This window comes from Paramagnetospirillum magnetotacticum MS-1, assembly GCF_000829825.1.
In the GTDB taxonomy this organism is placed as follows: Bacteria; Pseudomonadota; Alphaproteobacteria; order Rhodospirillales; family Magnetospirillaceae; genus Phaeospirillum; species Phaeospirillum magnetotacticum.
Genome location: NZ_JXSL01000034.1, coordinates 51,626 through 75,487, shown reverse-complemented (window position 1 = coordinate 75,487; position 23,862 = coordinate 51,626). Strand labels below are relative to the sequence as shown.

The 23,862-nt window shown below is 66.3% G+C and carries 21 protein-coding genes; 6 read left to right on the top strand and 15 right to left on the bottom strand.

Features of this window, described 5'->3' with window-relative positions; genetic code table 11:
* From nadB to CCC_RS20130, 3 genes are read left to right on the top strand one after another with little or no spacing between them, the layout of a single operon-like run.
* Positions 1-1,620: an L-aspartate oxidase gene (gene nadB / locus CCC_RS20140; RefSeq protein WP_041042879.1), complete on the top strand. Its 1,620-nt coding sequence runs from the start codon at positions 1-3 to the stop codon at positions 1,618-1,620.
* A gap of 14 nt (positions 1,621-1,634) precedes the next feature.
* Complete coding sequence (locus CCC_RS20135) at positions 1,635-2,021, top strand: Crp/Fnr family transcriptional regulator (RefSeq protein ID WP_009869369.1); 387 nt, start codon at positions 1,635-1,637, stop codon at positions 2,019-2,021.
* Position 2,022: 1 nt separating this feature from the next.
* Positions 2,023-2,454 carry a hypothetical protein gene (locus tag CCC_RS20130; RefSeq protein ID WP_041042877.1) on the top strand — a complete coding sequence of 144 codons (432 nt, stop codon included), beginning with the start codon at positions 2,023-2,025 and terminating at the stop codon, positions 2,452-2,454.
* Between the two features lie 129 nt (positions 2,455-2,583).
* On the opposite strand, the gene CCC_RS21405 is transcribed toward CCC_RS20130, so the two are convergent.
* The 4 genes from CCC_RS21405 to CCC_RS20110 are packed head-to-tail and all read right to left on the bottom strand — an operon-like array spanning position 2,584 to position 9,062.
* Positions 2,584-4,128, bottom strand: a complete 1,545-nt coding sequence (locus CCC_RS21405) for a sensor histidine kinase (RefSeq protein WP_052473406.1) — start codon at positions 4,126-4,128, stop codon at positions 2,584-2,586.
* Positions 4,125-4,703 (bottom strand): chemotaxis protein CheB, encoded by a 579-nt coding sequence (locus CCC_RS20120; RefSeq protein WP_009869373.1) that lies wholly within the window; start codon positions 4,701-4,703, stop codon positions 4,125-4,127. Before CCC_RS20120 ends, CCC_RS21405 begins: the two co-directional genes overlap by 4 nt.
* Complete coding sequence (locus CCC_RS20115) at positions 4,700-5,539, bottom strand: CheR family methyltransferase (protein ID WP_009869374.1); 840 nt, start codon at positions 5,537-5,539, stop codon at positions 4,700-4,702. The genes CCC_RS20120 and CCC_RS20115 overlap by 4 nt, the downstream gene beginning before the upstream one ends.
* Positions 5,523-9,062 (bottom strand): response regulator, encoded by a 3,540-nt coding sequence (locus tag CCC_RS20110; RefSeq protein ID WP_009869375.1) that lies wholly within the window; start codon positions 9,060-9,062, stop codon positions 5,523-5,525. The genes CCC_RS20115 and CCC_RS20110 overlap by 17 nt, the downstream gene beginning before the upstream one ends.
* A gap of 211 nt (positions 9,063-9,273) precedes the next feature.
* On the opposite strand from CCC_RS20110, the gene CCC_RS20105 reads away from it, so the two are divergent.
* Entirely contained in the window at positions 9,274-9,636 is a 363-nt protein-coding gene (locus tag CCC_RS20105) for a hypothetical protein (RefSeq protein ID WP_009869376.1), read from the top strand.
* A 93-nt stretch (positions 9,637-9,729) separates the two neighbouring features.
* Positions 9,730-10,227, top strand: a complete 498-nt coding sequence (gene tpx / locus CCC_RS20100) for a thiol peroxidase (protein WP_009869377.1) — start codon at positions 9,730-9,732, stop codon at positions 10,225-10,227.
* Positions 10,228-10,334: 107 nt separating this feature from the next.
* On the opposite strand, the gene CCC_RS20095 is transcribed toward tpx, so the two are convergent.
* The 5 genes from CCC_RS20095 to CCC_RS20075 form a co-directional block, all read right to left on the bottom strand.
* On the bottom strand, positions 10,335-10,892 hold the full coding sequence (locus CCC_RS20095) for a hypothetical protein (RefSeq protein ID WP_009869378.1): 558 nt from the start codon (positions 10,890-10,892) through the stop codon (positions 10,335-10,337).
* Positions 10,889-12,028, bottom strand: a complete 1,140-nt coding sequence (gene dapE, locus CCC_RS20090) for a succinyl-diaminopimelate desuccinylase (protein WP_009869379.1) — start codon at positions 12,026-12,028, stop codon at positions 10,889-10,891. The genes CCC_RS20095 and dapE overlap by 4 nt, the downstream gene beginning before the upstream one ends.
* Positions 12,028-12,867: a 2,3,4,5-tetrahydropyridine-2,6-dicarboxylate N-succinyltransferase gene (gene dapD / locus CCC_RS20085; RefSeq protein ID WP_009869380.1), complete on the bottom strand. Its 840-nt coding sequence runs from the start codon at positions 12,865-12,867 to the stop codon at positions 12,028-12,030. Before dapD ends, dapE begins: the two co-directional genes overlap by 1 nt.
* A gap of 166 nt (positions 12,868-13,033) precedes the next feature.
* A complete protein-coding gene (locus CCC_RS20080; protein WP_009869381.1) occupies positions 13,034-13,516 on the bottom strand; it encodes an FKBP-type peptidyl-prolyl cis-trans isomerase in 483 nt (160 codons plus the stop codon).
* Between the two features lies 1 nt (position 13,517).
* On the bottom strand, positions 13,518-14,906 hold the full coding sequence (locus CCC_RS20075; protein ID WP_009869382.1) for a tetratricopeptide repeat protein: 1,389 nt from the start codon (positions 14,904-14,906) through the stop codon (positions 13,518-13,520).
* A 147-nt stretch (positions 14,907-15,053) separates the two neighbouring features.
* On the opposite strand from CCC_RS20075, the gene CCC_RS20070 reads away from it, so the two are divergent.
* Positions 15,054-15,236 (top strand): DUF2934 domain-containing protein, encoded by a 183-nt coding sequence (locus CCC_RS20070; RefSeq protein WP_041042875.1) that lies wholly within the window; start codon positions 15,054-15,056, stop codon positions 15,234-15,236.
* Between the two features lie 3 nt (positions 15,237-15,239).
* Here CCC_RS20070 and CCC_RS20065 read toward each other — a convergent pair whose 3' ends face one another.
* The 6 genes from CCC_RS20065 to CCC_RS20040 form a co-directional block, all read right to left on the bottom strand.
* Complete coding sequence (locus CCC_RS20065) at positions 15,240-16,220, bottom strand: magnesium transporter CorA family protein (RefSeq protein WP_009869383.1); 981 nt, start codon at positions 16,218-16,220, stop codon at positions 15,240-15,242.
* Positions 16,217-16,717, bottom strand: coding sequence for a bactofilin family protein (locus tag CCC_RS20060; RefSeq protein ID WP_009869384.1), 501 nt, complete (start codon positions 16,715-16,717; stop codon positions 16,217-16,219). The genes CCC_RS20065 and CCC_RS20060 overlap by 4 nt, the downstream gene beginning before the upstream one ends.
* Positions 16,698-17,897 carry a M23 family metallopeptidase gene (locus tag CCC_RS20055; RefSeq protein ID WP_009869385.1) on the bottom strand — a complete coding sequence of 400 codons (1,200 nt, stop codon included), beginning with the start codon at positions 17,895-17,897 and terminating at the stop codon, positions 16,698-16,700. Before CCC_RS20055 ends, CCC_RS20060 begins: the two co-directional genes overlap by 20 nt.
* A 155-nt stretch (positions 17,898-18,052) precedes the next feature.
* Positions 18,053-20,107, bottom strand: coding sequence for a hypothetical protein (locus tag CCC_RS20050; RefSeq protein ID WP_009869386.1), 2,055 nt, complete (start codon positions 20,105-20,107; stop codon positions 18,053-18,055).
* Entirely contained in the window at positions 20,104-22,797 is a 2,694-nt protein-coding gene (locus CCC_RS20045) for a DUF4159 domain-containing protein (RefSeq protein WP_052473400.1), read from the bottom strand. The genes CCC_RS20050 and CCC_RS20045 overlap by 4 nt, the downstream gene beginning before the upstream one ends.
* Positions 22,798-22,933: 136 nt before the next feature.
* Positions 22,934-23,827 carry a DUF58 domain-containing protein gene (locus tag CCC_RS20040; RefSeq protein WP_009868046.1) on the bottom strand — a complete coding sequence of 298 codons (894 nt, stop codon included), beginning with the start codon at positions 23,825-23,827 and terminating at the stop codon, positions 22,934-22,936.
* Positions 23,828-23,862 lie beyond the last annotated feature (35 nt).

Sequence of the window (23,862 nt, the reverse complement as noted above, 5' to 3'; positions counted from 1 at the left end):
ATGAGCAAGACGGCCAACCCTTATGATCTGCTGGTCATCGGCTCGGGTGCCGCCGGGCTTTCGGTGGCCTTGGACGTGCTGGCCCGCCGGCCCGAGGCCCGCGTGGCCGTGCTGTCCAAGAACGACCTTTCCGAAGGCAGCACAAAATATGCCCAGGGCGGCATCGCCGCCGTGCTGGACGCCGCCGATTCCACCGAATCCCATATCGCCGACACGCTGAATGCCGGAGCGGGAATCTGTGTCGAATCCGCTGTGCGTTCGGTGGTGGAAGGCGCGCCCGAGGCCATCCGCTGGCTGATCCAATGCGGCGTGCTGTTCGATCGCGAGGGCGAGGAGTTGCACCTGACCCGCGAGGGCGGCCATTCCCACCGCCGTATCGTCCATTCGGCCGACGCCACCGGCAAGGCGGTGGAACTGGCGCTGGAAAGCCGTATCCGCGAAAGCGGCGCCGATCTGTTCGAGCATCACAACGCCGTGGACCTGATCCGCGAGAAGCTGCCCCAGGGGCGCCTGGGCCGCTGTATCGGCGCCTATGCCCTGGACCGCCGCGACGGGCGCGTCCACCGCTTTGCCGCCCGCAATGTGGTGGTGGCCACCGGGGGCGCCTCGCGCGTCTATCTCTATTCCTCCAATCCCGACGGTTCCACCGGCGACGGCATCGCCATGGCGTGGCGTGCGGGCTGCCGCGTCGCCAATATGGAGTTTTCCCAGTTTCATCCCACCTGCCTTTATCACCCCAAGGCCAAATCCTTCCTGGTGACCGAGGCGGTGCGGGGCGAGGGGGGATTGCTGCTGCGTCCCGACGGCACCCGCTTCATGGACGAGTACGATCCCAGAGGCGAACTGGCGCCCCGCGACATCGTGGCCCGCGCCATCGACGACGTGATGAAGCGCTTGGGCTGTGAATGCGTCTATCTCGACATCAGCCACAAGCCTGCGGATTTCGTGAAGGCCCATTTCCCCACCGTCTATGCCGAGGCCCTGAAATTCGGCATCGACATGACCAGGGAGCCTTTGCCGGTAGTGCCCGCCGCCCACTATACCTGTGGCGGCGTGCTCACCGATCTTGAGGGGCGCACCGACGTGGATAATCTCTACGCGGTGGGCGAAGTGGCCTTCACGGGGCTGCACGGCGCCAACCGCATGGCGTCCAATTCCCTGCTGGAATGCCTGGTTCTGGGTGCGGCGGCGGCCAAGGATATCGCGGGCAAGATCGGCACCATTTCCGACATTCCCGAGATCGCACCATGGGACGAGACCTGGGTCACCGATTCCGACGAAGAGGTGGTGGTCGCCCATAACTGGGACGAACTGCGCCGCTTCATGTGGGACTATGTGGGCATCGTGCGCTCCACCAAGCGCCTGGAACGGGCGCGCCACAGGGTCAAGCTGCTGAGAGACGAGATCGACGAGTATTACAGCAGCTTCCGCGTCACCTCCGACCTGCTGGAACTGCGCAACCTGTCCATGGTGGCCGATCTGATCATCCGCTCGGCGCTGGGTCGGCGCGAGAGCCGGGGCCTGCATTACACCATCGACTTTCCCAGTCTGGACAGCATCGCGCCGCCCCAGAACACTATCCTGGTGCCTAAGAACTTCTCCATCCGCCGCGTCGATTAAACTCGAGGTCCTTCATGAACAACTCCGCCCGCCGACTGGTTTTTCCCAAGGGCGCCACCGTCTTCGCCGAGGGCGAGCCGGGGACCACCGCCTATGTGGTGGAATCGGGCCGGGTTTCGGTGTTCAAGACGGTCAAGGGCAAGCGGGTGGATATCGGCGACATCACCCAGGGCGGCATTTTCGGCGAGATGGCGCTGATCGACGACCATCCGCGCATGGCCTCGGCGGTGGCCGAGGAGGAGACGGCCTGCGTTCTCATCGGCAAGGAGCGGCTGTCCGAGCAGTTGGAGAAGGCGCCCAAGGGCGTGCGGGTCATCGTCAATGCCCTGCTGGGCAATATCCGGGCCATGGGTGCCGAACTGGCCGAGGCCACCGTCATCCTCTCCCATGAGGAAGAATGAAATGATCAACAGACGTCATGTGCTGGGCATGATCGGCGTCATGGGGTTTGCGCCGTCGGCGGTCTTGGCCGAGGAACACAAGAAGGAAGAGAAGAAGAAGGAGAAGGAGGGCAAGAGCGCTCCGCTCCCCATCCCGGCCAAGGGCGAACGCTATGTCCGCATTCCCACCATCGCCCTGGAACTGTGGGACGCCTACGGCAATTTCCACCTGTCCACCGTGGACCTTCTGATGCTGGTGCCCGAAGAGGCCAAGCTGTCCGAGAAGGTCATCTCGGACAAGATGCGCAGGGTGCTGAACGGTATTCCCTACGAGGAATACATGGCTGGCAACCCGGCCCCCATGATTAAGGCGACCATGCTTGAACTGGTGCGCAAGGAGCCCGGCTGCGAGCAGACCAAGGAAGTGCTGATTTCCAAGATGCTGTTCCGCTGAACGCATCGGCTCTGTCATCCCGAGGCGCAAGCCGAGGGATCTCCGCCTGGACCATTGGTGGCGGTTCTGAAAAGCCGTTTCAGGATGAGATCCCTCGCATGGGCTCGGGATGACATGAAGGGGCGCTTTTTACGCCGCTCCCGCCTTCACCGCCGGAATGGTGAAACAGAAGGTCGAGCCCTCGCCCGGCACCGATTCGACCCAGATGCGGCCGCGATGGCGGCTGACCACCCTTTTACAGATGGCGAGCCCGATGCCGGTTCCCGACGTCTCGGTCCGGGCGTGCAGGCGCTGGAAGATCTGAAAGACCCGGTCGAAATATTGAGGCTCGATGCCGATGCCGTTATCGGCGATGCGGAACTCCCAGGCATTGCCCTTGAACTCGGCGGTTATGGAAACCACGGGCGCGCGGTCGGGCGAGCGGTATTTGAGGGCGTTGCCGATCAGATTCTGGAACAGCCGGACGAACTCTCCGGAATCGACGCAAAGCTTGGGCATCGTATCGGGCGTATTGATGGTGGCGCCGCTTTCCTCCACGGCCAGGGCCAGATTGGACAAGGCGGTGTCGAGGGTCGGTTTCAGGTCGATGGCCTGATCCGGGACAGCCTTGCGGCCGATGCGCGAATATTCCAGCAGGTCGAGAATCAGCGAATCCATGCGCTTGGCGCCGTCCTTGGCATAGGCGATGTATTCGCGGGCGTCGTCGGGCAGGGTTGAGCCGAATTTCTTGTCCAAAAGGCCCAGGAAGGAATTGACCATGCGCAGCGGTTCGCGCAGATCGTGGCTGGCCACATAGGCGAACTGCTCGAGATCGGCGTTGGAGCGTTCCAGTTCCGTGGTCTTGCCAGCCAGTTCCTCTTGCACGTGATAGCGGTCGGTGACGTCGATGGCCATGCTGATCACGAGGCGCCGTCCGTCGGGCAGCGCCTCGATGGGGGCGGAGCGGAGATCCCAGACGCGCACCTCGCCGCTGGCGGTAATGACTTCGCGTTCGCCCTCGGCGCGTGGGCCGCTCATGCCGTAGGAAGCTTGTATCCGCGCCAGATTCTCTTCGCTGCGTTCGCCATAGGCCCGTCTGGTCCAGTCCTGGATGGTGGGAATGTCCTCGGGCCCATAGCCGGTCAGTTCGCTCCACACCCGGCTGAGCAGAGTGACCGTTCCGTCCTCGGCGTGGATCATGATGGGAATGGGCGCTTCGGACACGGCGTGGTGCAGCCTGGCCTCGCTTTCCCGCAGAACCTGGCTCATGGCGGTGGTGCGCGCCAGTTCCGCCTCCAGCGCCCGGCGGCTGAGAAAAAGGTCGATGAACACCCGCACCTTGGAGCGCAGGATGAAGTCGTCGATGGGCTTTTGCAGATATTCCACGGCGCCCACGTCATAACCCCGGTTGCGGTGGATATCGTCGGAATAGGCGGCGGTGACGAAGATGATGGGAACCTGCGCGGTCCGGGGCTCGCCCCGCATCAGCTCGGCCAGCTCATAGCCGTCCATGCCGGGCATGTTGACGTCCAGAAGGGCCAGGGCGAAATCGTGTTCGAGGCAGTGGATCAGGGCCTCGTTGCCGCTGACCGCCTCGATCACCTCCACATGAAGCTTGTTCAATATCTTGCGCAGCGCCAGCAGGTTCGCTCGCGTGTCATCGACGATCAGAATCTTGGGCAGGGTCGCTGTCATGGGCGGCTGTCCTGGCAAAGCGAGGTAATAAGGAAAGCGATGCGGTCCAGCGGCGCGATCCAGTCGGCGGCGCCCCTGGCGATGGCCGCGCGCGGCATGACATCGGCCACGGCATCCGACGGGTCCTGGACGATGCAGTGACCACCGGCTGCTTTGACGGCGGCCATGCCTTGGGCGCCATCCTCATTGGCCCCGGTCAGCAAGACCGCCAGCAATTCCTCACCCCAGGCCTCGGCCGCCGTTTCCAGCAAGGCGTCGATGGCGGGGCGCACGTTATGAATGCGCTCTTCGGCCGACAGGGCGAAGGTGCCGTCGGGTTCGATCAGCAGGTGGTAGTCGGGCGGGGCCACATGGATGTGGCCGGGCAAGGCGGGGCTGCGTTCCTGGGCCTCGGCCACGGGCAACCGGCAATCGCGGCGGATCGCGGCGCTCAGCAGATCGGTGGCTGCGGGGCCGGAATGGCAGACGATGATCACCGGCACGGGCAAGTTGGCGGGCAGCGCGGGCAGAATGTCGTGCAGGGCGGCAATGCCCCCCGCCGAACATCCCATGGCGACCGCCCTGATCCGTTTCACTGCGAGCCTCCGGCTTTTCTGAACAGGCGCAACTCATGGTCGACGGCCATGAACTGGTGGGCATGGGCCGAAGTTCCCAGATTCTCGCGCAGGCCAAGGCACAAAAAGCCGCCCCGCGACAGACTGGAGCCGAACAGTCCCAGCACATGGTCCTGCAGCTTCTTGTCGAAATAGATAAGGACATTGCGGCAGACGACCATGTTCACTTCACAGAATACCCCATCCGACACCAGATTGTGGTGGGCGAATGAGATGTGGTCCTTGATGGCGCTGCTGATCTTGGCGAAGCCATAGCCCTGGCTGAAATAGTGGGACAGGCTCTTGTTGCCGCCCGCCTTGCGGTAGGCGTCTTCGTAGCGCGCGATGTGCTCGGCCGAGACGATACCCTCCTCGGCCTTGGCAATGGCGGTGTCATTGATGTCGGTGGCGTAGATCTGCGCCTTTTGCAGCAGCCCGGCCTCCTCGAGCAGGATGGCCAGGGAATAGGCCTCCTCGCCGGTGGCCGATCCCGCCTGCCAGATGTTCAGGCGGGGATAAGTGGCCAGCACCGGCAACAGCCGTTCGGCGATGGCGCGGAACACCAGGGGATCGCGGAACATCTCGGTGACCGGCACCGACAGGGTGGAGAGGATGGCGGGCAGCAAGGCCTCGTCATGCAGGACGCGGGGCAGCAGGTCGGCGATGGTGGCGCAGCCCAGGCTCTGGGCCAGGGCCGAGACCCGGCGGCGCAGCGATGCCTTGGCGTATTGGCTGAAATCATAGCCGTGCCGCCGCGCCAGGGCCTCGACGAACAGATCGACCTCTAGCGCCCTGAGGCCGTCACTCCGGCTCGGCATGATGGCCTCGCGTCATCAGACCCGCCATGGCCTTTCGCAGCAGCTCCACATCCACCGGCTTGGTCAGATAGTCGTCGGCGCCCGAGGCCAGGCAGCGGTCGCGGTCCCCGGCCATGGCCTTGGCGGTCAGGGCGATGATGGGCAGGTGGGCGTAGCGGGGGTCCTTGCGGATCTCGCCCATGGTCTGATAGCCGTCCATGCCCGGCATCATGATGTCCAGCAAGATCAGATCCACGTCGGACCGCGAGCGCAACTGGCTAAGCGCCTTGGTTCCGTCCTGGGCGATCAGCACCTTCAAACCCTTGGTGCGCAGCACCTTGGACAGGGCGAAGGCGTTGCGCATATCGTCATCCACCAGCAAGACGGTGCGGCCCGCCAGGATCCCGTCCACCGGTTCGGTGGGGGTGGGGGATTTGGACTTGCCGCTTTTCCTGGCTTCCACGGCATGGAGGAACAGGCCGACCTCGTCCAGCAGCCGCTCGGACGAGCGCGCCCCCTTGATGACGATGCTGTCGGTGAACTCCTGAATGCGGACCGTTTCATCCTGGCTCAGTTCCTGGCGGGAATAGACGATGACCGGCGGCAGGCCGGACGGCGTGCGCTCGGCCCGTTCCAGGAACTCTCCGCCAGGCATGTCGGGCAGGGCAAGGTCCAGGACCATGCAGTCGAAGGGCCCTTCCGCCAGCCGCTTTAAGGCCTGCTCTCCGGTCTCCTCGACGGTGATGTCCAGGTTCAGGCCCAGCAGGGTCTCGCGAACGGAGGCCCGGCTGGCGCCATCGCCATCCACCAGCAGCAGGCGGCGGCGGTCCAGGGTGTTCCCGGCCCGCAGCAGAACTTCGAAGGCGCTATTGATCTGCTCGCGGCTGACGGGCTTGGTCAGATGGCCGACGGTGCCCATGCCTGCGGCCTTGGCGCGCTCGTCTCCGGCGGAGATGACATGGACCGGGATGTCGCGGGTTTCAGGCTGGCGGCGCAGGGTCTCGATCACCTCCCAGCCGCTCATGCCCGGCAGGCCGATATCGAGGACGATGCCGCAGGGTCGCCGCAGGCGGGCCAGATCCAGCCCGCTCTTGCCATCCTCGGCGGTCACGGTGGTAAAGCCCTTGGCCTTGGCCATGTCGCAGACCACCCGGCGGAAAATGGGATCATCCTCGATGACCAGAAGCAGCCTGCCCTCGGCCTGCGGTTCCTCAGCCTGCGCTTCCTCGGCGGCTTGCGGCGCGGCGATGGATTCGGGTGGAGGTTCCGGGGCGCAAGGGGGAGGGGCTGGCTGCGGGACCGGGCCGCCCAAGGGCATCAGCAGGGTAAAGACGCTGCCCCTATCGCCATTGGACTCCAAGGTGATGTCGCCGCCCATAAGGCGGGCCAGACGGCGCGAGATGGTGAGGCCCAGGCCGGTGCCCCCGAACTGGCGCGATGTGCTGCTGTCGGCCTGCTCGAAGGCGGCGAAGACCCTCTGGCGGTCCTCGGGAAGGATGCCGATGCCGGTATCGGCCACCGACAGGGCCAGGGCCTGTCCGTCATGGTCAAGGGCAAGGCGCACGGCGACGCCGCCCTCGGGGGTGAACTTGATGGCGTTACTGACCAGATTATTGGCGATCTGCTCGATTTTTCCGCGGTCCGCCTTCATGGTCCTGGGCAGGTCGGGGGCGGATTCCACCGTGAATTCCAGCCCCTTGTCGGCGGCGACGGGGCCAAAGCGCCCGCGGATGACCTGGGCCAGATCGGCCGTGGCGATGGTGACCGGGTCCAGGCTCATCTTGCCAGCCTCCACCTTGGACAGGTCGAGGACATCGTTGATCAGCGCCAGAAGATGGGCGCCGCTTTCGTGGATGATCCGGGCGGATTCCACCTGATCATCCGAAAGAGTGCCCGTTTCGTTATCGGCCAGGTCGCGGGCCAGGATCAGGACGCTGTTCAAGGGGGTGCGCAGTTCATGGCTCATATTGGCCAGGAATTCGGACTTGTAGCGGCTGGCCTGTTCGATCTCGATGGCGCGGCGGTCGGCCTCGGTCCGCGCCTCTTCCAGCGCCAGACCGCGTGCTTCCAAGGCCTCGGCGTTGAGGCGCAGTTCCTCATTGGCCGATTGCAGGGCTTCCTGCTGGACCTTGAGTTCCTCTTCCGAGACGCGCAGTTCCTCATTGGCCGCCTGAAGGGCCTCGCCCTGGGCGCGCAACTCCTCCTCCGAGGCCTTCAGTTCCTCCGCCTGGGCCTGGCTTTCCTCCAGGAGGTCGCGGGTGCGCAGATTGCGCTCCAGAATCTCGATATTGAGGGCCAGCATGGGCAGGGCCGCCTCGATCACCGCCCGCTGATCGTCGGTGAACGGGGTGAAGCTGGCGAATTCCATGACCGCCAGGGCCGCGCCGCGCGACATCACCGGCACGGCCAGAACGGCGGCGGGCGCCCCCATGCCCGTGGCCGAGGCGACGCGCAGCCAGGATTCGGGCGGTGCCGCGATATGGATGGAATTTCCACTGCGGGCCGCCTCACCGGCGATGCCCTCGCCCGGAGCGAAGGAGGTCAGGCCGGGGGAACCGTCGGATCCGGGGGCAAGGCCCCAGGCGGCGACCCGGATGAATCGGGTTGCGCCCCCTGGCCGGGCGTGGAAGACGGCGACGCCTGCCCCCGATAGCGGCACCAGGAAGTCGAGTGCCGTGGCGGCGAACTCGGCGATGGTTTCGGTCTGCTGCAGGGCGGGAGACAGCCGCGCCACGTTGTCCTTGACCCAGCGCTCGCTCTCCAGGCGCAGGGCGGCCTGCTTGAACACCTCGACGGCGGCCGCCATGCGGCTGACCTCGGTGACCCGCGATCGGTTGGGGATATGGGCGTCCAGATCGCCGTTCGCCAGACGGTGCATGGCTTCGCGCAACTCGCCCAGCGGAACCACGATGGAGCGGGTAATGAGCCGCGCCAGCAGCGCTCCCAGCAGCAGCAGACCGAAGAGGGTCAGGAGGATATCGCGGATGACCTGATCGCGCCGGTCGCCGATGCTGTGGTTGAACTCAGCGGCCTTGTCCTGGGCAAAGGCGTAAAGGGCGGCTGTATGGCGGCGTAAGAGGGCGATCTGGGGCGCGCTGTTGTGCAAAAAATTCTCGGCGGCCTTATCGAACTCCCCGGTCTGGCAATAGAGGGAGTTCAAGTCGCGAATCTGCTTCCACTGGGCGAGTTCGTTGGACAGGCGGTTGACGTCATCGGGATCGCCCAGATGGCGGCCCTTCACCACAGCCATGCTGGCGGCCATCTCGTTCTCGTGGATGGCGATCAGGCTCAGCATGCGCTGCACATCGCTGGGCGATCGACCGTAGATCATGGTCAGGGATGCGGCGCGAATGGCGTTGATCTGTGATTCGACCTGGATCAAGGCGTTGGTGACGGCAAAGGGGTGGATGTAGAGCTCGTTGGCCAGATCCGCCATGATCAGCATGCTTCGCCCCGCCATGACGGCCATGACGACGGTAAGAAGGAGCATGGCGGAGAAACCGGCGATCAGCCTGACGACGATCCGGATTTGGGTTGAACGCACCAATCCCCCCTGAGGCTGTGACAAGCCCAGTCAGAATGCAGGAATTTCTTATCTCGCACACAATATCGGCCGTACGCGGCAAAGGGAATAGGCCTGAGGCAAGCCCGCCCGCGCCATGGCTTTCAAAGATTATTCCGAGTGATCGCATCGGATTTAATCGTCCCTTAACCGCGTCATGCTAGCGTGAGACGGTTCGAAGGATTCCAGACCCATGCCGCCCATGTCGCTCCTTTTGCCTGATTTCATTGCCGACGGGCTGGCCGATCCGAAGCGGCGGCGCAAGTTGGGCGATCTGCTGGTCGCGCTGATCTGCTGTCTGTGGCTGGGATTTTCCACCTGGACATTCTTCATTGCCGATATGCCGGAAGAGATATTCGATAATCACACCGGCAAGGCCATGCAGGAACGCATGAAGGGCTGCGAAGGCAGTTTCCAGAAACGCTATCAATGCAAGCAGGCGCTTTTGCTTAACGGCGAACGTTGGGGGTTTGCCGTGGCATTGGACCGCGTTCTGCTGATCTGCGCTCCGCCCATCACCTTGCTGCTGGTGTGGGGCGCCATCAAGCGCCGCTGAAATTTCTCTGGTTCAAGGTCGAGGATCGGTTGCCTGCCGGGCGCGCCTGGGGCAAAGTCGAACCCTTCCAAAAACAAGACCAGAGGTTCCGCCATGGCCGCCATCACCCTTAAGGGCAATCCCATCAACACCAACGGCTCACTGCCGGCCGTGGGGGCTGCCGCTCCCGCCTTCTCGCTGACCGGCGTCGATCTCGCCGATGTGAGCCTGGACGCGGTGGCCGGAAAGACCGTCGTCCTGAACATCTTCCCCAGCATCGACACCCCCACCTGCGCCGCCTCGGTGCGCCGCTTCAATGCCGAGCTGGACAAGCTGGGCAGTGTCGCGGTGCTGTGCGTGTCCGCCGACCTGCCCTTCGCCCATAAGCGCTTCTGCGGCGCCGAAGGACTAGAGCGGGTCCAGTCCCTGTCCGACATGCGCGACAAGGGCTTTGGCGAGCGCTATGGCGTCAAGATCGTCGACGGCCCCCTGGCCGGTCTGCTGGCCCGCGCCGTGGTGGTGATCAAGGGCGGTAAGGTGACCTATGCCGAACTGGTCCCCGAAATCGCCCAGGAGCCCAATTACGACGCCGCCATCGCCGCCGCGAAGTAAGGCTCACATGCGGCCGGGACGGCCGCGCTCCCATCGGACGGAGCGCGGGCATCTTGCCCGCAACGTGAAATGAACGGGCCGTGTCCGCCGGGACGCGGCCCGTTTTTTTATGCGCCCATCAGGCGGTTGGCGATCATCTGGATCAGGGCGCCGAGCGACAGGTCCAGCAGGACCAGCAATCCTGCACTGGCGGGTTTCACGTCCAGGGCCTGATGGGCCACATAGGCCTGATAGACCAGGACCACGATAGTCGCTGCCATGTTGAGCATGGCCATGCCGTCACTGGGCGCCAGATGGATCAGCAGTCCGGCAGGCAGCAGCACCGCCATCTGGATCACCTGCGACCAGTTATAGGCGACGACGAAGCGGGTATAGAGATGCGAGCGCTCCAACCCCTCGGAGATGTGGCTCATGGCCAGGGGAAAGCTGACGCAGCCGATGACATAGGCGATCAGTTCCACCGCCAGGGGCCGCAACAGGTCGGTCTCGAAGGTCCCGTCCAGGGTCTGCAGCACCAGGAAGCCGGGCAGGATCAGCGCCGGTCCCCAGAAGGAATTGACGAAGCCGCGCGGGCTGGAATCGAACCAGATCAGCCCGGTGGGATCGCGCCGGGCCAGGCGCCAGGCACCAAAGACACCGGCGATGATTTCGCCGGCGGTGATCATGACGCGGGTGCCAGCCGGACAAGGACGCGACGGTAGATCTCGGTCAGCGCTTCCATATCGGCGATGGCGACATGTTCGTCGGACTTGTGCATGGTCTGGCCGACCAGCCCGAATTCCACCACGGGGCAGTGATTCTTGATGAAGCGGGCATCCGACGTGCCGCCCGAGGTGGACAGTTCCGGGGTCAGTCCCGTGACTTCGAAGGCGGCCTGGGCGATGGCCTCGGACAGCTTGCCCGGCGGCGTCAGGAAGGATTCGCCCGACACCTCGATTTTCGCCTCCACCTCGCCGCCAGCCTTGGCGACAATCTCCCTGATCCACTTTCCCAGCGAGGCGCCGGAATGCAGGTCGTTGAAGCGGATGTTGAAACCGGCGCGGGCTTCGGCGGGAATGACGTTGGTGGCGGGATTGCCCACATCCACGGTGGTCAGCGCCAGGGTCGAGGCCTGGAAATGGGGCGTGCCCTCGTCCAGCGGCGCCTCGGTCAGCAGACGCAGGATTTCCAGCAGGCGCGGAATCGGATTGTCGGCCAGATGGGGATAGGCCGAATGGCCCTGGGTGCCGAACACGGTCAGGCGGCAATTGAGGCTGCCGCGCCGCCCGATCTTCATCATGTCGCCCAGCTTGCGCGGATTGGTGGGCTCGCCCACGATGCAGCAATCCAGACGCTCTCCCCGCGCCGCCAGCCAGTCCAGCACCTTGACCGTGCCGTCCACAGCCGGGCCTTCCTCGTCGCCGGTGATCAGCAGCGAGATGGAGCCCTTGGGCGCGCCGTCCTTCAACATCCGCGCCACGGCGGCCACGAAGCAGCCGATGGCGCCCTTCATGTCGGCGCTGCCGCGCCCGAACAGGCGGCCCTGGTCGATGCCGCCGTCAAAGGGCTCCAACGTCCATCCCTTGCCGGGCGGCACCACATCGGTGTGACCGGCGAAGCAGAGATTGGGGCCCTCGGTGCCCAGACGGGCATAGAGGTTCCTGATCTCCGGCCCGCCGGTGCTTGAGCGGATGTGGTGGCAGGTAAAGCCCAGACGTTCCAGCGCCCCGGCCAGCACGTCCAGCGCCCCCGCATCCTCAGGAGTGACGCTGGGGCAGCGGATCAGGGCCTGGGCCAGTTGGACGGGATCGGAAAGGTTCATCAGTCGCGCAGCAGCTCGTTGATGCCGACCTTGGAACGGGTGCGCTCGTCCACGCGCTTGACGATCACGGCGCAGTAGAGGCCGGGGCCCGGCGTGCCGTCGGGCAACGCCTTGCCCGGCATGGTGCCCGACACCACCACGGAATAGGCGGGAACCCGGCCCATGAACACTTCACCGGTCTCGCGGTCGACGATCTTGGTCGATGCCCCGATATAGACGCCCATGGACAGCACCGCGCCGGTCTCGACGATGACGCCCTCGGCCACTTCGGCGCGCGCCCCGATGAAGCAGTTGTCCTCGATGATCACCGGACCGGCCTGCAAGGGCTCCAGCACGCCGCCGATTCCGGCGCCGCCCGAGATATGCACGTTCTTGCCGATCTGAGCGCAGGAGCCGACCGTGGCCCAGGTGTCGACCATGGTGCCCGAATCCACATGGGCGCCCAGATTGACGAAGCTGGGCATCAAGACCACGCCCGGCGCGATATAGGCCGAACGGCGCACCACGGCGCCCGGCACGGCGCGGAAGCCCGCGGCGCGGAAGCGGGAATCGTCCCAGCCCTCGAACTTGGTGGGAACCTTGTCGAACCAGGTGGACGGGCCTTCGCCCATCACCTTGTTGTCGTTGAGGCGGAAGGACAGCAGTACCGCCTTCTTCAGCCACTGGTTCACCACCCATTTGCCGTCGGCGCCCTTGGCGGCCACCCGCAGCTTGCCGTCGTCCAGGGCGTCCAGCGCCGCCTCGACGGCGTCGCGCACTTCTCCCTTGGTCTGGAGATTGATGCCGTCGCGGGCCTCCCAGGCGGCGTCGATGGTCTTTTCAAGGGCGGCGAAGCTCATGGCGGATTCCTGCTGAAGCGGTCTGAAAACGGGGCCCGAAGATACTCTCCGTCGGGTCGGAGTCAATGATTCCAGTCTGTCATTCCGAGGCGGAGCCGAGGAATCTCCGTCTGCTCCGTCCTGTCAGGATGAGATCCCTCGGCTCTCGCCTCGGGATGACAATTTCCTAGTGATGGTGGTGGCCAGGGAAGTGCGGGTGGCCGTGCTCGACCTCCTCGGCCGAGGCGGCGCGGATATCGGCGACCGTACAGTCGAAGATCAGCGCCATTCCCGCCAGGGGATGGTTGCCGTCGACCACCACCTTGCCGTCGGCCACGTCAGTGACCGAGAACAGCATGGCCTCGTCCTGATTGCCGTCCATGACACGCTCGAACTGCATGCCGACCTGCACATTGGCGGGGAACATGGCGGCGTCCTCGACGCTGACCAGTTCCGCGTCGTATTCACCAAAGGCGTCCTCGGGCTGCAGCTTGATGTTCAGTTCGTGGCCAGCTTCCTTGCCCTCCAGGGCCGCTTCCAGCCGGGGGAACAGGCCGTCATAACCGCCATGCAGGTAGATGATGGGCTCGGCGCCCTCATCGACGATGTTGCCGTCGGTGTCGGTGACACGGTAGCTGAGCGTGACGACGGTGTCCTTGGCGATGCGCATGTCAGTGTCTTTCGTCGGTAATGGGGGCGTCGGGAAAGGGGGCGTCGATGAGTGAGGCCAGTGCGGCGGCCATCTCGGCGACCGGTGTCTTGAAATCCATGGGCGTGGGCTGCCGGAACAGCCGCATGGTCGGGTACCAGGGAGACGTTAGCGGTTCATCTTGCCAACGCCAATCGGAAACATAGCGCAACAGCACCCAAACTGGGCGGCCCAGGGCTCCGGCCAAATGAGCCACCGACGTGTCGATGGTGATGATCAGATCCAGGCTTTCCATCACATGGGCGGTATCGGCGAAGGATTTGAGCACGGGAGCGGCGTCGCGGACCAGCCGGTCCAGCCCCGTGAGCCTCAGGTCCCCGGCGCGCGGGCCCAGTTGCAGCGAGTAGAAGGTGGCGCGCGGATCGGCAAGTAGCGGCACCAATTCCTCCAGCGGCCAGGAGCGGTCGCGCGGCGTCGTCTTGCCCGCCCAGACCAGTCCTATCGCCAGTTTCTGGCCCGGCGGCGGCACTAGGCGCAGATTGGGACGGGGCGGGGCGGACAGGTAGGGGACCTGCGCGGGGATGGCGTCGAAGCGGGTGTCCAGCAGATGGGGCAGGCTGGCCAGCGGTGCCCAGCAATCGTGGGCGGGCGGGGGCGATCCCTTGGTCACCAGGGCCACCACGCCGTCCAGACCGGCAAACAGCTCGGCCTGTTCGGGCAGGCATTCCAGCACCACCTTGGCGCCTCGCGCGGCCAGCAGGGGGACATAGCGGGCGAATTGCAGGGCGTCGCCGAAGCCCTGTTCCGACAGCAGCAAAATGGTGCGGCCCACCGGATCGTCGCCGCTCCAGCGCGGCCCCTTATGATCGCGGACCGGGTTGCGGGCCAGTTTGGTACGCCACTCATAGCCCGCGAAGCCGCGTTGGTAATCGCCGAGATAAAGATCGGCAAGCGCCAGATCCCATTGAATCTCGGCATTATCGGGCTCGGTCGCCGCCAACTCCGCCAGCATGGCGCGGGCCTCCGCGTGAAGGCGGCGGTCGCGCAGCAGCAAGGCCAGATTATAGCGGTAATTGATGCTGTCGGGCGCCAGGGCCACCGCCCGGCGATGGGCTTTCTCGCCTTCCTCCAACTGCCCCAGGTCGCGCAGCGCATTGCCCATATTGGACAGCGTTCCGGCATCCTCCGGCCCCAGGGACAGGGCGCGGCGATAGCAAGCGACCGCCGCCTCGGCCTTGCCCTGGCGGCGCAGGACCGCGCCCAGATTGGCATGGGCCGAGTTCCAGCCGGGCTCCAGCAGGGCGGCGGTGGCGAAGCCCTGGGCGGCGTCGTCCATGCGCCCATCGCGATAAGCCTGGGCGGCGGCGGCAAAGGCCTGTTGGGCCTGAGGTGCGAATTGGCTGGCCGTCATGTCCTGGGTTCCTCTTGTCCGCGTCATCTTTCCCGAGGATGGCGGCCAGGGCAAGGGGAGGGCTTGAACGGAGCGCCCTGGTTGTTGGCGCGGCGCGCTGTTTACGCTATGGTTTCCGCCTGTCGTTCCGTTGAAGGAGCCCTTTCCATGTCCAGTTCCGCTGTCAAGGATATTGCCTACAAACTGTGGGAAGAGGCTGGTCGACCCGAGGGACGCGATCTTGAGTTCTGGCTGGAGGCGGAACGCCGTCAGGCTGTCCCGGCCAAGGCCTCCGCTAAGGCGAAGGCTCCGGCTAAGGCGAAGGCTCCGGCCAAGACAAAGGCTAAGTAGCCCTTATACCCAGCCCTTGCGGCGGAAGAAGATATAGGGCACCACCGCCGAGAGGATGGCCAGGGCGATGGCGTAGCCATAGCCCAGCTCCCATTGCAGCTCGGGGATGATCTTGAAATTCATGCCGTACCAGCTGGCCACCAGGGTGGGGGGCAGGAACAGCACCGACATGATGGTGAACAGCTTGATCACCTGATTTTGCTGAATGCCGATCAGCCCCAATGTGGCGTCCAGCAGGAAGTTGATCTTGTTGCCCAGGAAATCCGTGAACTCGGACAGGGAGTGCAGGTCCTGATCGATGGACCGCAGGCGCTCGGGCGTGTCGTCCAGGCCCAACGCGTTCGGCCCGTGGGGCAGGAAGGCGGTGACCCGCTTTAAGCCCAGCAGGGTCTCGCGCGCCTTGCCGGTCAGATCGCCGGTCCGGCCGATGGTGCGCAGCAGGGCCTCCATCTCGCGTGAACTGGCGCGGCGGCGGCGGTGATGCGTTGTGTGTGGCTGGTGGAAGATGCGGTGCGAGATGGTGTCCAGCCCGGCGCCCAGATCCTGAAGCAGGTCGGCGATACGGTCGACGATGGCTTCCACCAGTCCCAGCAGCACGTCGCCGCCATTGACCGGGGCCGGGGCGGCTTCGAGCAGTTCCTGGGCGAAGGTGGCCATGGCGCGCGGCGTATCATGGCGCAGCGTCACCAGCAAAGCACCGCTCAGGATGAAGGTCACGGCGCTGTTATGCGGGTCCGTACTGGTGGCGCCGGTCAGGACCGGCACGGTCATCATCATGGTGTCGCCGCGGCGCGACAGGCGCGACGAGGCCTCGATCTCCTCCATGCGTTCGCGCGACGGCAGGTCGAGCCCGGTGCGGGCCTCCACCAGGGCGATCTCCTCGGACGAAGGGTCGAGAAGGTCGATCCACAGCGCGTCTCTGGCAGCGCCGTCGGCACCGCCCGCGATCACGGCGCCATCTTCGGAGCGAAAGGTGGAGATCATGCCGTGCCGGCGGCTTCCTGGCTGATGTCGGGCTTGGCCGGGGGCGGGGTCTGTTCGGATTCGGCCTCGGCCGCGCCGTTGCCCTTGGCATGCTCCAGCGCCTTGACGGAGCCGGTCTTGCGGACCAGGCGGCCCTCCATGGAGGCGCCTGCCTCGATCTCCAGGCTGTCCTGGATCACGTCGCCCACGACCTTGGCCGATTTGGCGATCATCACCGAACCGGCATTGATCTTGCCGTTCAGTTCGCCATGAACCTGCACCGTCTCGGCGGTAACCTCGCCCGTGATGCGCGCGCCTTCGCCCACCAGCAGGCGGTGGCAGGTGATGTCACCCTCCACCTGACCGTCGATCTGCATCTCACCTTGGGTGAAGATGTTGCCGACGATGCGCACATCGGCGCCGATCACCGAGAGCGGCAGGCCGTTGGTGCCGTTGTGGCGCGATCCATGGGCGGCGGCGGATACCGCCCCCAGGGCCTTACCAAGCTTTGGGAGCATTTTCACCTGCCGCGATGAATTTGAGGGGATCCTTGGCCACGTCGGCGACGCGGACCTCGTAATGGAGATGGGGGCCGGTGGAGCGGCCCGTATTGCCCAACAGGCCGACCACCGTGGTGCGCGTCACCTTCTGGCCTTCCTTGACCTTGATGCGCGACATATGGGCATAGCGGGTGGTGACACCGTTGCCGTGATTGACGTCGACAGTCAGGCCGTAGCCGTCCGACGGCCCCGCCGATTCGACGATTCCGTCGCCGGTGGCATAGATGGGCGTTCCGTGCGGAGCGCCCAGGTCGATACCCTCATGCACGCCGGTGCGGCGGTTCAGCGGGTCGTTGCGGGTGCCGAAGCCGGAATTGAGGTCGTAATCGGTATGCAGCGGCTCGCCCAGGGGCATTTTCTGCATCACCGCCTTGATGCCGCTCCAGCGGTCCAGGCGGTCCATCAGGCCCGACAGGCCGGTATCGCCGGTCACGGTGCTGAGCGGAATATAGGGGCCGCCCCGTCCGGCATCGCGGTCGCGGCGTTCGAACAGGCGCGACGCGTCCAGGCCCAGGCGGTTCAGCAGCCGCTCGGTGTCGGAAATGCGCGACTGGGCGGCGGCATCGGTATTCTGCACCGCCTGGGAATAGGCGACGCGCAAGCGCTCCAGCGAGCCTTCCAGGCGGCGGACCTGTTCGCGCACGGCCCTCGCCTCGTCACCAGCGGGCTGGCCGTCCTCGTTCCAGGCGGGCTCGCCACCAGAACTGCGCTTGACCGGAGGAGCGACCTTCTTTGGGGGCTGGTCCTTGGCCAGGGCGGCATTGGTCTCGGCCAGCACCGCCACGTTGGAATGGACCAGATCCACTTCGCGGGCGATGTCGGCCACCATCTTCTGCGACGAGGCCAGACGGTACTGGGCGGCGCGGGTGGCGGCCATCATCTCGTCCAGCTGGCGTTCCTTGGCGGCGATCTCGTCAGGCTGGCGGGTCAGCAGCGCCGAGACGATTCCGGCCCAGGCGGTGATGCCGACCACGATGCCCAACAAGATCAGCTGACGCTTGCGGGTGAAGGTGAAATGCTCGGCGGTGCCGTTGGGGCGCCGCACGAAGACCTGCCACTCGGGAATCATCCAGGACGCGGCCCGACGCAACGCCTTGAGCCGCTTTCCGGCTACCGGGATCAGTCGCTGATCGGTCACTTTCCAGACGTCCCCCACGTTTCGGATGGCCTCGCCACTTCGAGGCCGGAGCAGTCTAACCAGACCGCTCCCCATTAACCTATAGGTAAGAACTCCTTACATCGGTCCGGCCGATATTCCAAATCGAATCTACCGATGATTGGCAAAAAAACGGTTCAGCGCGTTTCATTTCGCCACGCGATCAGCAGCCCGCCCAGGCAGAGAAAAAGCCCAAGAAGCGCGGGCAAAAGAGCGATTTCGCGAACGCCGTCAACCACATAATCGCCCCGCTCGGCAAAGCCCATCCAGCCCGGGCCGCCGGTAACCGAACCGGGCGCCACGCGCCGCAATTCCGGCACTCCATGCTCGGCCAGCCATGTCAGGGTGCCGCCGGTGGCCTTGGCGACGGGGGCAAGGCGGTCAGGGGTGGCGGTCAGTTCGGCCAGTTCCACCGGCGTGGCGCTGCCCGAGGCGGCCAGGGCGACGCGGCCATCGGGCAGGCTCACCCGCCACAGCCCGGTCTGGGCGGCGTTGGAGGCGCCCCTTGCCACGCCGTCCTGGTCGGGCTCGAGGGAAAGGGATGCCTGGGTGCCGTCGGGGGCGGTGATGGCAGCCTCGAGGGCAGCCGTGGCGCCGCGCGCCACAATGGAAAGCGTTCCGTTCTCCACCGAGGCGGTCAGCGCATCCTCCTCCAGGTCCGGCTCCTTCATCAGCCAGTGGGCGAGGCGCCGGGTCATCTCGGCATGGGGGCCGCCGCCCTCCCAGCCGCGCGCCCACAGCCACAAAGTATCGGACAGCACCATGGCCACACGGCCTTCTCCCACCCGGTCCAGCACCACCAGCGGATGGTCGTCGATCCCCGAGAGCAAGGTGGTGCCCCTGGCCTTGCCCACCTCCATCTGGCGCATCCAGCTTCCCCAGGGCGCATCGCCGGGTCTTGTTCCGGCCAAGCCGCTCATCACCGGATGGCGTCGTCCGGCCTCGGTCAATCGGGGGCGGAATTCCCGGTCCAGGCGCTTGCCCGTGGGAAGGGCGGGCAGCACATCAGCCAGGGCCGAGGCCGCGATGCCGTCGGCTTCGGCGAATTCCGGCCCCAATGCGGCCAGCAGGGCGCCGCCGCCCTGCACATAGCGGGCGAGATTGCGGTAATAGGCGGGCGCCAGCACGCCCCTGCGGCGGAAGCGGTCGAAGATGATCAGGTCGAACTCGGAGAGCTTCTCCTCGAACAGTTCGCGCACCGGAAAGCTGATCAGGCTCATTTCGCGGATGGGGGTCTGGTCGTCCTTGTCCGGGGGCCGCAGGATGGTGAAGTGGACCAGATCCACCGCCGGGTCGGACTTCAAGAGATTGCGCCAGGTGCGTTCACCCGCATGGGGCTCGCCCGAGACCAGCAGAACCTTGAGGCGGTTGCGCACGCCTGAGATGGACAGGGCCGTGCGGTTGTTGACCAGGGACAGTTCGCCCGGTCCCGGCTCGGCCTCCAACTCCACCACATTGGGCCCGGCATGGCGGATGGGCACCTCCAGGGTGGCCTCGCGGTTGAGCGGCACGGTGATGGCGGCAAAGGGCTGGCCGTCAACGCGCACCGCGACCACGGCTTCGCCTTTTCCTCCCTGATCCTCCACCCGGAAGGCCAGGGTGGCGGTCTCGCCCACCAGGGCGAAGGCGGGCGATGCGCCAGGCACTAGACGGCGGTCGCGCTCATTGGGCGCTCCGGTCAGCAAGGTGTGGATGGGCGCGCCCAGCGAACGCCCCAAATCAGCGGGCACATCGTGGACACGTCCGTCGGTGATCATGGTCACTCCGGCCAGACGACGGCGCGGCACATCGGCCAGGGCGCGCTCGGCCGCCTCGAAGAGCCGCGTGCCGCGATCGGAGCCCGGTTCGGAGCCCACATGCTCGATCCGCACCTCCAGCCCCTTGAGCAGGGCAGCGCGGCGCGTCAGTTCGTCCAGCGCCGCTTGGGTCTGGGCGCGGCGCTCGCCGATGGCCTGGGACGGGGTCTCGTCCACCACCACCAGCGCCACGTCGGCAATGGAGGTGCGGTTCTCGGCCAGCAGGCGGGGATTGGCCAGCCCCGCCAGCAGCGCGGCCAGAACCAGGGCGCGTAGCCAAGTGCCCGAGGCCTTGCGCCATAGCCCGATACCGACCAGGAGCAGGGCAGCGATTCCAAACCCGCCAATGACGGGCCAGGAAAAGAGAGGTGCGAAGGCGATGGAGGTGTAGCTCATCGCTTCAGCCTGTCCATGATGGCGGGCAGGTGGACCTGATCGGCCTTGTAATTGCCGGTGAAGGCATAGATCACCAGATTGATGCCGAAGCGATAGGCCAGTTCCCGCTGGCGCTCGCCGCCAGGCACCACGGCGTGGATGGGCCGCCCGCGTTCGTCCACCGCCCAGGCGGCGATCCAGTCATTGCCGCCCAGCACCACCGGCGAGACGCCGTCATTGCCCGCTTCCGCTCCCTGGCTCACCCACAAAGTTGCGCCGTCCCAGCGGCCCGGCACGCTTTTCAGCAGGTAGAAGGCCCGCGTCAGCACATGGTCGGGGCCCATGGGCGCCAGCGCGGGCAGGGCCAGCCCCGCCAGCAAACGCCGCAGGCGCTGTACGTCGGCGGTATTGGTGCCGGCCCCCGCTTGGCCCTCATCGGCGGTATCGAACAAGATCACGCCGCCCTTGGCCATATAGGTGTTGAGCTTTTCCACCGCCCGTTCCGAGGGCGGCGGCTGGTTGGGCGTGATGCGCCAGTAGAGCAGGGGAAAGAACACCACCGGGTCGCGTTCCGGGTCCACCAGCATGGGCTCGGCGAGTTCGGCGGTGGAGCGCTCGGCAAGGCGCGCCGAAAGCCCGCGCAGGCCTGCCAGACACAGGCGGTCCATGGCCCCGTCGCGGGTGGTGACGCAGCCAAGGCGGGTGGCCAGACCAGCTTGCAAGGCGAAGGACTCGGCGCGGGCGGGCTCTCCTGGGGCGAGAGCGAGGACAACAACCGCCACCCGCCACAACAGGCCGCGCAGCGCAAGGGTGGCGGCCATGTCGGTCAGGGCCAGGACCAGGGCGGCCAGCAGCAGCAATGGTGCGAAATCCAGGCCGGGTTGGGGCTGGCCCAACGCGGTCAGGGTGGCGCCCTGCGGCGGGCTGAAGCGGTTGGCGGGGGGAAGAGCGGGGCCGAGATTGAAGGCGCTCCGCGCCTCGGGGGGGCCGTAAAAGCCGGGCGGATGACGGGGCTGGGGCCGGGTGGCGGCCATGGCTTGTCCATCCAGAGGGGCGGCGATGCCCGCGGCGGGGGCCAGACGCCCCAGCCCGTCGAGCAATTCGGCAGGCGCCAAAGGCCCGCTTGCCGCCACCGGTCCGGCTCCGCCATGGGACTGGGCGACGAGATGGCGCAGCATGTCCACGAACAGACCCGACAGGGCCAGATTGCCCCACTCGGTATTGGCGCTGGTATGGATCAGCACGACGAGGCCCTTGCCGCGGCGTTCGGCGGTGACCAGGGGCGTTCCGTCGGTAAGGGAGGCCCAGGTGCGTGCGCCCAGATCCAGGCCCGGTTCGGCCAGAACCTGAGAGTGGATCTCCACGTCCTCGGGGATGGCAAGGCCATGGAAGGGCGAGGTTTCAGGAAAGGGGGCCAGGCGCATGGGCGTGGTCCAGGACAGCACGCCCCCTAAGGTCCGCCCACCAGCCAGCAGGCGTACGGGCAGCAGCGGATCGGTCTGGGCGGCCTGGACCTGCAAGGGGCCTGCGAAGCGCACCAGAACCGCGCCCTGCTCCACGCGGGTGGCCAATTTGAGGGCGCCAGCGCCGGGCACCAGCGGCACATCGGCCAGAATGATCACGTCGAGGGAGGGATCGGCGGCCAGGTCCGCCACCTCGCCCCGCCTCAGCTCGGCATGGGGAGACAGTGCCCGCTCCACGTAATAGAGGCGGTCGAGCAGCGGCGCCGAGGAGGGATCGCCGCCCGCCAGACCCACCGAGCGGCGGCGGCTGGACTCGTCGAGCAGCAGCACGGCGCCTGCCGAACGTTCGCCTTCGATCTCAAGGCGGGCCAGACGGTTGCGCAAGGCGCCGGGAAGATCGAGAGGCAGGTCGGTGGTGGCGCGATTGGGCTCGAAACGTCCTTCGGCGCGGGCCAGGACCATGCCCTTGGAATCCAGGGCGCGGATGGCGACGGATTCGGCCTCGGGGGCGGGCAGGCGGCGGGCCACCGGAACCAGCCGCTCGGCCGAAACGCCTTCGGCGGGGGGCAGCAGCAGTCGGCCGATTTTGCCCGTCACCACCTCCAGACCGCCGCCCAGGCCTTGCAGACGGCGGAACAGGGCGCCGTCGGCCGGATCGGCCAGACCATCGCTGATCCACACCACCCGCCCGGCCCGGTCGAAGGGCAGGGAATCCAGGGCGGCCAGGGCGGCTTTGCGGTCGGTGGGCCAGGGTTTTGGCTCCATGCCCGCCGCCAGGGAGCGGGCCTCGGACGCGCTGGTCAGCCTTCCCAGGGTGACGGGGCCGCCATCCTTAGGTGGTGCGGTTGCCAGCAGCAGAACAGGGCTCCCGGCGCCCTCGGCAGCGGCCAGAATTTGATCCAGATGCTCGCGCCGCCCCTCCCAGTCGCGGGCCGCCGCCCAGCCGTCATCGACGATCACCAGCAAAGGCCCGTCGCTCCGCCCGGCAGAAGACGGGGCCAGATTGGGACCGGCGGCGGCCAGGATCAGCAGCGTGGCCAGGACGAGGCGCAACAGCAGCAGCCAGAACGGCGCGGTCTCGGCCTGTCTGCGCGCAGTGTCCAGGCCCAGCAGCAGGGCGAGGGCGGGAAAAGACTGTTTGCGCGGCCGGGGCGGCGTCACCCGCAACAGCCGCCAAAGCAGCGGCAACCCGGCCAGCAGCGCCAGGACCCAGGGGGCGGCGAAAGCGAGTCCGGGCAGGAAGGTCATGGGGTGTCCCCATGGCTCGATTCGTCTTCCCGGCCTTGAGCCGGGACCCAGGAGTCGCGTCCTCGGAAGTCAGTCCCCCTGGATCCCGGATAGCGCTTGCGCGCTTCCGGGATGACGATGAATGGAGAGGTGGCGCTCATGCCAGCCCCCCCACTTTCTGCGCCAGGGCCAGCAGGCAGGGCGCCGGGGGGCGGTCGGTGCGGTGGGTGGCGAAGCTCCAGCCCAGGGCGCGGGTGATGGCGGCCAGACCGTCACGCTGTTCGGCCAGCCGCCGCTCATAATCCGGGCGCAGATCCTCGGCGCGCCCCGCCTCCATCTCGCCCTCGCCCTCCAGCCCCTGAAACCGCAGGCGGCCGGAATAGGGCAGGCTTTCCTCGGCGGGATCGAGAATCTGGATCAGATGCCCTCCGGCCCCTGATCGGGCCAAGCCTTCGAGGCGAGCCTTGAGGTCGGGCAGCGGATCAAGGAAATCACCGGCCAACACCAATGTGGCATGGCGCGGCAGTTGGATCGGCGGGGCGGGCGGGGCATCCCCCGCTCTTTCCAAGGCTTCGGCAAAGCGGGCCAGGGCCCCATTGCCGGAAACCGGCCTTGCGCCTCCGGCCAGGCTGGCCACCCTTTCGCCGCCGCGCAGCAGCAGGCTGGCCAGGGCGAGGATCAGCAGCCGGGCGCGGGAATGTTTGGTGGGCAGCCCGGTCTCGGACCGCCAGTGCATGGAGGGCGAGGAATCCAGCCACAGCCACACGGTCTGGGACGCCGCCCATTCCGTCTCGCGCACATAGAGATGATCGGAGCGGGCCGAGCGGCGCCAGTCGATGGAGCCCGCCTCGTCGCCGGGCTGAGCCCTGCGGTACTGCCAGAAGGCATCCCCGGACCCGGCATGGCGGCGGCCGTGCACGCCCTGAGCGACGCTTTGCGCCACGCGTTCGGCTTCGACCAGCAGCGGCGGAAACCGGGACGCCAATTCCTCGGCGCGCAGTTCGACCGATCCGTCACCCCCCTGTCGTCCTGAACCCGTCGAGCCGATCATCCGGTCCTGCCGTGGGATTGAAGGTGGCAAGTCTA

Bases quoted from the DNA above. Each gene is read 5' to 3' on its own strand.
- nadB (WP_041042879.1), top strand. From the start codon at position 1: ATGAGCAAGACGGCCAACCCTTATGATCTGCTGGTCATCGGCTCGGGT.
- CCC_RS20135 (WP_009869369.1), top strand. From the start codon at position 1,635: ATGAACAACTCCGCCCGCCGACTGGTTTTTCCCAAGGGCGCCACCGTC.
- CCC_RS20130 (WP_041042877.1), top strand. From the start codon at position 2,023: ATGATCAACAGACGTCATGTGCTGGGCATGATCGGCGTCATGGGGTTT.
- CCC_RS21405 (WP_052473406.1), bottom strand. From the start codon at position 4,128: ATGACAGCGACCCTGCCCAAGATTCTGATCGTCGATGACACGCGAGCG.
- CCC_RS20115 (WP_009869374.1), bottom strand. From the start codon at position 5,539: ATGCCGAGCCGGAGTGACGGCCTCAGGGCGCTAGAGGTCGATCTGTTC.
- CCC_RS20105 (WP_009869376.1), top strand. From the start codon at position 9,274: ATGCCGCCCATGTCGCTCCTTTTGCCTGATTTCATTGCCGACGGGCTG.
- tpx (WP_009869377.1), top strand. From the start codon at position 9,730: ATGGCCGCCATCACCCTTAAGGGCAATCCCATCAACACCAACGGCTCA.
- CCC_RS20095 (WP_009869378.1), bottom strand. From the start codon at position 10,892: ATGATCACCGCCGGCGAAATCATCGCCGGTGTCTTTGGTGCCTGGCGC.
- dapE (WP_009869379.1), bottom strand. From the start codon at position 12,028: ATGAACCTTTCCGATCCCGTCCAACTGGCCCAGGCCCTGATCCGCTGC.
- dapD (WP_009869380.1), bottom strand. From the start codon at position 12,867: ATGAGCTTCGCCGCCCTTGAAAAGACCATCGACGCCGCCTGGGAGGCC.
- CCC_RS20080 (WP_009869381.1), bottom strand. From the start codon at position 13,516: ATGCGCATCGCCAAGGACACCGTCGTCACGCTCAGCTACCGTGTCACC.
- CCC_RS20075 (WP_009869382.1), bottom strand. From the start codon at position 14,906: ATGACGGCCAGCCAATTCGCACCTCAGGCCCAACAGGCCTTTGCCGCC.
- CCC_RS20070 (WP_041042875.1), top strand. From the start codon at position 15,054: ATGTCCAGTTCCGCTGTCAAGGATATTGCCTACAAACTGTGGGAAGAG.
- CCC_RS20065 (WP_009869383.1), bottom strand. From the start codon at position 16,220: ATGATCTCCACCTTTCGCTCCGAAGATGGCGCCGTGATCGCGGGCGGT.
- CCC_RS20060 (WP_009869384.1), bottom strand. From the start codon at position 16,717: ATGCTCCCAAAGCTTGGTAAGGCCCTGGGGGCGGTATCCGCCGCCGCC.
- CCC_RS20050 (WP_009869386.1), bottom strand. From the start codon at position 20,107: ATGAGCTACACCTCCATCGCCTTCGCACCTCTCTTTTCCTGGCCCGTC.
- CCC_RS20045 (WP_052473400.1), bottom strand. From the start codon at position 22,797: ATGACCTTCCTGCCCGGACTCGCTTTCGCCGCCCCCTGGGTCCTGGCG.
- CCC_RS20040 (WP_009868046.1), bottom strand. From the start codon at position 23,827: ATGATCGGCTCGACGGGTTCAGGACGACAGGGGGGTGACGGATCGGTC.